7 protein-coding genes are annotated in these 6311 nt (G+C 74.0%); 1 reads left to right on the top strand and 6 read right to left on the bottom strand.

The window, feature by feature from the left end; all coding sequences use genetic code 11:
• Positions 1–85 precede the first annotated feature (85 nt).
• From E1211_RS29710 to E1211_RS29700, 3 genes are all read right to left on the bottom strand, one after another.
• Positions 86–475, bottom strand: coding sequence for an ACT domain-containing protein (locus E1211_RS29710; RefSeq protein WP_132353157.1), 390 nt, complete (start codon positions 473–475; stop codon positions 86–88).
• Between the two features lie 75 nt (positions 476–550).
• Entirely contained in the window at positions 551–1009 is a 459-nt protein-coding gene (locus E1211_RS29705) for a hypothetical protein (RefSeq protein ID WP_132353155.1), read from the bottom strand.
• 158 nt (positions 1010–1167) lie between these two features.
• Positions 1168–1905, bottom strand: coding sequence for a hypothetical protein (locus E1211_RS29700; RefSeq protein WP_132353153.1), 738 nt, complete (start codon positions 1903–1905; stop codon positions 1168–1170).
• 164 nt (positions 1906–2069) lie between these two features.
• Here E1211_RS29700 and E1211_RS29695 point away from each other — a divergent pair, with 164 nt between their 5' ends.
• Complete coding sequence (locus E1211_RS29695) at positions 2070–3281, top strand: arginine deiminase (protein ID WP_132353151.1); 1212 nt, start codon at positions 2070–2072, stop codon at positions 3279–3281.
• Positions 3282–3323: 42 nt separating this feature from the next.
• Here the strand turns inward: E1211_RS29695 and E1211_RS29690 are convergent, their stop codons facing one another.
• The 3 genes from E1211_RS29690 to E1211_RS29680 form a co-directional block, all read right to left on the bottom strand.
• Positions 3324–4208 (bottom strand): DUF5926 family protein, encoded by an 885-nt coding sequence (locus tag E1211_RS29690; RefSeq protein WP_132353149.1) that lies wholly within the window; start codon positions 4206–4208, stop codon positions 3324–3326.
• Positions 4209–4315: 107 nt separating this feature from the next.
• Positions 4316–4723 (bottom strand): ATP-binding protein, encoded by a 408-nt coding sequence (locus tag E1211_RS29685; protein ID WP_243709756.1) that lies wholly within the window; start codon positions 4721–4723, stop codon positions 4316–4318.
• A gap of 67 nt (positions 4724–4790) precedes the next feature.
• Positions 4791–6248 carry an ATP-binding protein gene (locus E1211_RS29680; RefSeq protein ID WP_132353145.1) on the bottom strand — a complete coding sequence of 486 codons (1458 nt, stop codon included), beginning with the start codon at positions 6246–6248 and terminating at the stop codon, positions 4791–4793.
• Positions 6249–6311 lie beyond the last annotated feature (63 nt).

The following is a 6311-nucleotide window of genomic DNA, read 5'->3' as shown; positions in this document are numbered from 1 at the left end:
GCACGGGCCGATCCTGAGGGGCTGCGGGGACGTTACGGCCGGGGTGGCCGAGCCCATCGTAGGAGCATCAGCGGGCTTGGTGAAGTCAACCGAGCAGGCGGTGCCCGGCGCGCTCCAGCGCGGCGGTCGCCTCGCCGAGGCGTACCGCCGGGACCAGCAGGTAGTCGGTGTCGAAGGTGGAGAAGGCGACGGCGCTCACCCGGGCGCCGGCGAGCGGATCGACCAGGGCGGCGAGCGTGCCGGTGACGGCGACGTCCTCGGGCGCGCCGACCCGTAGGCAGCGCCACGCGGTCTCCACCACGGCCTGGGTGGGGGCGCGATCCATCGGGCAGATCACCGAGACCCCGTCGGCGGTCCAGCTCACCGTCACCACGTCCGTGGCGCCGAGCCCGCTCGACAGCTCGGGCGGCAGGCCGGCGCCGGCGGCCATCCGGCACACGGCGTACTCCCCCGGCAGCAGGGCGATATCGAGCATGAGGGCACCTTACGGCCTCGACCGGTGGTGGGCCCGGCTTTGCCGGGTGCGGCGAACGCCGGACGTCGTCGCAGGTCAGACCGGGGAGAAGAAGGTCAACGAGCCGGCCACCGCGCCGTCGGCGAAGACCGGAGTGGAGATCGCGTCCACCGTGCAGACCGGGGCCTTCGGGGTCGTCGCCTGCACCCGGAGCAGGCCCCGCGCCAGCCGGCCGGAGGAGAGCGCCAGCAGCGGCGGGATCTTGTCGATCTCCTGCTGGGTGAGCTCGCCGCGGTTCGCCGTGAAGTCGAGAAGACGCAGCCCGCCGTCGAGCATCGGCAGCCCGATCACCGCCTCCGGCTCGCCGAGGCTGAGCAGTTCGCACGTCGCGGTGGAGATCGCCATCACGTTGGTGTCGGCGTCGATCAGCAGGCACGGCTCGTCGGCGTTGGTGACCGTGCAGGACCAGCGCTCGAAGTTGTCGAGCTCCGGCTCTGTCGAGGCCCGTCCCGTCGGCACGAACACTTCGGAGAGCGAGAGTTCGACGTGGGCCACCGAGCCTCCTATGTACACCGACGGACTGTCCACGCTAGCCGGTCGGCGACCGCGCCCCGGCCACCGACCGCCGCTGCGCGGGCAGTGCGGGATCGATGGCCGCGGGCGCGGACCCGCGGCGCCGGTGGTCACCGGCCCACGAGACGTCGCCGAAGACGTTACCGGCGGTTCGCCGGCTTGTCAGCGGCCATTCGGCCGTCCTCGTACCACCGGTAGTCGGCCACCGGACGGTACGTGCCGTTCAGCCAGGTGGCCGGGTGTTGCGCCACCCGGGAGAGCTTCTCGGCGGTGGCCGGGCTGATCCGGTTGCCCCCGGCGACGAGCAGCCGATCCAGCTCGCGGTGGGTGGCTATGAGGCAGTCCTTGGGCAGGCCGTAGACGCTGATGACGCCCGAGCCGACGAAGGTCAGCACCGGTGTCACCGGGATCTGCAGGCCCACCGCGTCGGAGAGCGCCTTGCTCGCCCGCCGGGCGTCCCGCCGCGCCTCGACCACGTACGGCGGCCGCTTGCCGTTGATCTGGACCACGTCCCCGGCGACCAGTACCCGGGCCCGGCCGTGGTCGGCCACGGTGACCGCGAAGAGGCCGCTCGGCCCGATGGCCAGGAACCCGGCGCGCTCGTCGTGCGGCCGGTCGAGCAGATCGTCGGCGGCGTCGGTGCGGGGCCACTCGATGACGTGCCACGCCGGCCCGAGATGGTCGAGTTGGCCGACGGCGCGGGCTCCCGCCGCCTCCAGTCGACGAGCACCGCGCTCCGCCCGCCGACGGCGGGCCCACTCGAACGGTGTGGGGCGGACCGGTTCGAGCAGCCCCGGTGGCTCCACCCGTGGGTGCGGCACCGTGCCGGGCAGCGCCCGGGTGGTGGGTGCGGCTCGGCGAGCGGGAAAGACAGTCATCGCGACCTCCGGCAAAAGGTCCCTCGAAGTTATGTCCCCACTACCCTACGTTGACCCTCCGGGGGCTCGGCAAGGTGGAGCGCCGGAGTGACTGTGGATGAATGCCATATTCACCCACAGTTCTTTTCCCGGATGCCGCCAAACCCTGCCCTACGCTGCCAAGGGTGACCCACTACGTGGACAGCGAGGTCGGTCGGCTGGGCACCGTGCTCCTGCACCGTCCCGGCCCGGAACTCGCCCGCCTCACACCCCGCAACAACGACTCGTTGCTGTTCGACGCGATCCCCTGGGTGGGACGCGCGCAGGAGGAGCACGACGCCTTCGCGGCCGCGCTGCGCGACCGCGGGGTGGAGGTGCTCTACCTCTCGACCCTGCTCGCCGAGACGTTGGCGGTGCCCGACGCGCGCGCCGAGCTCACCGACCAGGTGCTCGGCTCGCCCCGGCTGGGTGACACGTTGCGCGCCCGCGTCGCCGACCACCTGGCGTACCTCGATCCGGCCGCCCTCGCCGACGTGCTCATCGCCGGCCTCGCCCACGAGGAGCTGCGGATCAGCCCGGAGCGGCCGGGCGGCCTCGTCTACACGCTGATGGACCGGCACGACTTCGTCATCGAGCCGCTGCCCAACCTGCTCTTCACCCGGGACTCCTCGCTCTGGATCAGGGACAGGGTCGGGGTGACCAGCCTCGCGATGCCGGCCCGCCGCCGGGAGAGCACCCTGACGAACGCCATCTACCGCCACCATCCGCGCTTCGCGGGCACGGAGTTCGTCTACCGACCCGGGCTGGAGCACCTGGAGGGCGGCGACGTGCTGCTGCTCGCCCCCGGGGTGCTCGCCGTCGGGGTGGGCGAGCGGACCACGCCGGCCGGCGCGGAGCGGCTCGGCCGGCAGGTCTTCGCCGCCGGGCTGGCGCACACCATCCTGGTGGTGCCGGTCGCGCAGGAACGCGCCACCATGCACCTGGACACCGTCTGCACGATGGTCGACGTCGACGCCGTGCTGATGTACCCGAACGTCGCCGACACGCTCTCCGCGTACACCGTGATCGCCGGTGCGGACGGCGAGGACCCGCGGGTGGACGGGCCCGCGCCGTTCCTGCGGGCCGCCGCCGACGCCATGGACATCGACCAGCTCCGGGTCATCGACACCGGGCTGGACCCGGTCACCGCCGAGCGTGAGCAGTGGGACGACGGCAACAACACCCTCGCCCTCGCGCCGCGACTCTGCGTCGGCTACGAGCGCAACGTGGAGACCAACGCGCAGCTGGAGCGGGCCGGCATCGAGGTGATCCCGATCGCGGGCTCGGAGCTGGGCTCCGGCCGGGGCGGGCCGCGCTGCATGTCCTGCCCCATGGTGCGGGAGCCGTTGCGCCGCTGACCGTCCGGCCGCCGGGGGCGCCCGCCGCCCCCGGCGAGCGGGTCAGCGCAGGGTGAGCTGCCGGCCGAGCAGCCCCTGCCGGGCGCGGCGGCCCGCGGCGTCCAGCGGGGCAGTGTCGGCGAGCGCGTCTGCGTACCGCTTGGCGAACTGCGCCACCGGCTCCTCCCACTCGCCGGCGGGCGTCGACTCGGGCAGGTCCCAGACCGGCACCAACCGACCGTGTGCCCGGAACATGCCGGCGAACCGGGTGTCGTCGCCGAGCGGCAGCGTGCCGGCGGCGCCGAGCCGGGCCAGCGCGTCCAGCGCCGCGTCCTCGTCCTCGGGCAGCACCCAGCGCACGTGCGCCTTCTCCGGCACCTGGCACCAGTACGCCGCCTTCGCGGCGCTCAGCCGCACCGTCGGGTAGATCGCGGCGTTGGCCCGCTCCAGGGACGCCTGCACGTTCGGGTCCTCGGTGGCGCCCGGGTCAAGCCAGAACTCGAAGCCGTCGTGCATGCTGATCTCCAGTGGCCCGTCCACCAGGAGGTCCTGCAGCCGCGGGCCGGGCCCGGGCAGCGGCGGCACCGACACCGGCGCGCCCGGCTCCGCGCGCAGGGCGCAGAGCAGCGCCTCGGCGAGATCGCGCGAGACGTCGCCGGACTGGTCGTGCCGCTGTAGCCCGACGAGCACCCGCCCGTTCGGTTTCGTCACGGCGGGCGCGGCCAGCGGCAGCACGGTGGCCAGGGTCACCGGGCGCTCACCGAACTCCTCGACCAGTGCGGGAGCGAGCCGCAGCGGCGCGGACGCGGCCGGTACCAGCTCGCGCAGCGCGATCCACTCGGGCTCGTCGACGAGCCCCTCGAACGGGCGCGGTACGAAGATGTCACGCACCTTCTCGCGCTTCGGGGTGGTCTCGGCGGCCCGCTGGCTCTTTCGACGCTTGCTCACGGCGAGACAGCCTAGAGGCCCGACGGGACCGCCGCGGGGAGGACCCGCCCCGGTGACGGTCGCGGGCGGCCGAGGCGGCCGGGCACCACCGCGGCGGACGGAGGGGCTCAGCCGGCGACGACGAGATCGACGGCGCTCGGCTCGAACTCGGCCCAGACGCTCTGCCCGAGCCCGTCCTGCTCGACTCCCCACCGGCTGGAGAGGCCCGCGACGATGTGCAGCCCGCGCCCGTCTGCGGCGTCCGGGCTCGCCGCCCGCATCCGCGGGCCCTCGGCGGCACCACCGTCGGTGACCCGCAGCTGGACGTGCGGGGCGTCGGCCGGGCCGCGCAGCCGCCAGGCGACCCGGACCACCCCGCCGGGCAACGGGTGGGCGTGCCGGACCGCGTTGCCCACCAGCTCGGCGAGGACCGCGACCAGGTCCGCCAGGAGCGTGGGTGGCACCAGGCCGGTCAGCTCGTCGGCGAGCCGGTGCCGGGCCAGCCGCGCCCCACTGGCCTGGTGGGGGACCACCACGCACCAGGCCCGTTCGCCCTTTCCCGTCGCCACCGTCGTCCCTCCGTGCCCCGTGCCGCATCGCCGGTCATCCGCGCGGCAGCCGCACCTCTGCGACCGTACCGCCACCGGCCCTTGGTCTGAGGGATACCCATCCATTCTGCTGTTCAACGATCCGGCGGACGAGATAGAGACCGAGCCCGGCCCCCGGATAGCCGCGGCGGTCTCCGGACTCGCCCTGCCAGAACCGGTCGAAGGCCCGCTCGACATGCTCGGGTCGGATGCCGATGCCCCGGTCGCTGACCCGGAACGCGACCATCTGACCGTCCGGCCTGGCGCTGATCTCGATGCGGGTGCCCGGTGGGGAGTACTTGCCGGCGTTCGTGGCCAGCTCGGTCAGCACGGTGGCGAGGCTCGGCCGGTGACCGAGCGCCTTGGGCAGGTCGACCGGCAGGTCGACGGTGAGCCGGTGGCGCAGCTCGGCCGGAAGATCACCCGCCGCGGCCCGGAGGGCGTCGGCGAGGTCGAAGGGGGCGGGCGGTTCGTCGCCGGGCCCCGCCTCGGCGGCGGAGGAAAGCAGCCGGTCGACCAGTCGGGCCAGCTCGTTCGCCCGCTGGCCGATCACCCGGGCGGCCTGGCGTCGGTCGGCGTCGGTAAGCGACTCCCAGTGGTCGGTCAGGGTGTCCGCGTACCCCTTGATCACGGTGACCGGGGTACGGAGCTCGTGGCTGGTCACCGCCACGAAGAGGTCGCGCTCGTGGTCGCGCCGCTGCTGGTCGGTGATGTCGCGGAACGTGACCACCCGCAGGGCGCCGGGACCGGGCACGTCGCCCGAGGTGACCCGCAGCCAGCGGCCGTCCGGCAGGCGGTGGTCGAGCACCTGGCCGGACGGAGGGATCGGGAACGGTAGAGGTCGGTTGAGCGCCTGGGCGGCGGCCTCGCCGGTCACCTGCGCCGCCGCCGGGTTCCAGAGCCGTACCCGGCCGTCGCGGTCGACCACGGCGAGCCCGTCGGCGAGCGCCGCCACGACCGGGCCGTCGCCGTGCACCGGCAGCCCGGTCTGGTCGCCGTACATGTGCGCGACGCAGGAGGCGAGGTAGGCGATCACGGCGCGATGCTGGTCGTCCGGCTCGTCGGAGTCGTCGGTGTAGACGGCGTGCAGGCTGCCCACCGTGTGCCCGCCGATCTCCGCCCGGGAGACGACCATCCGGCGCAGGCCCCGCTCGGCGAGCTCGTCGGGGAACGTGCCGGCGAGCCTGTCCGTCCGCAGCTGCTGGACCCGGGGACCGGAGAGCAGGCAGACGGTGACCGGGTCGTTGGCGGGCAGCGGGCGGCCCAGTGTCCACTCGATGGCGCCGGTCGCGGAGATCACCCTTCCGCCGGCCGGGCCGAACTCGACGAACGCCATGCCGGCCGCGCCGAGCGCCGGCTGGGCCACGCGGAGGAGCTGGGTGAGGACGGGAAGCCCGGCGTCCCCGGAGTTGATCATTTCGATCACCACGGTGTGGCCGGCGATGAGAGCGGCGAGATCGATGCGCTCCGGCATGTCCCGAGTCTGCCCCGTCGGCCCGATTTTGGGCACCCCCGCGTGCCCCCTGCCGGGCCACCC

The organism is Micromonospora sp. 15K316, assembly GCF_004348525.1.
Taxonomy (GTDB): domain Bacteria; phylum Actinomycetota; class Actinomycetes; order Mycobacteriales; family Micromonosporaceae; genus Micromonospora.
The sequence above is the reverse complement of the archived record's forward strand: the minus strand, read 5'-3'. Positions and strand labels throughout refer to the sequence as shown.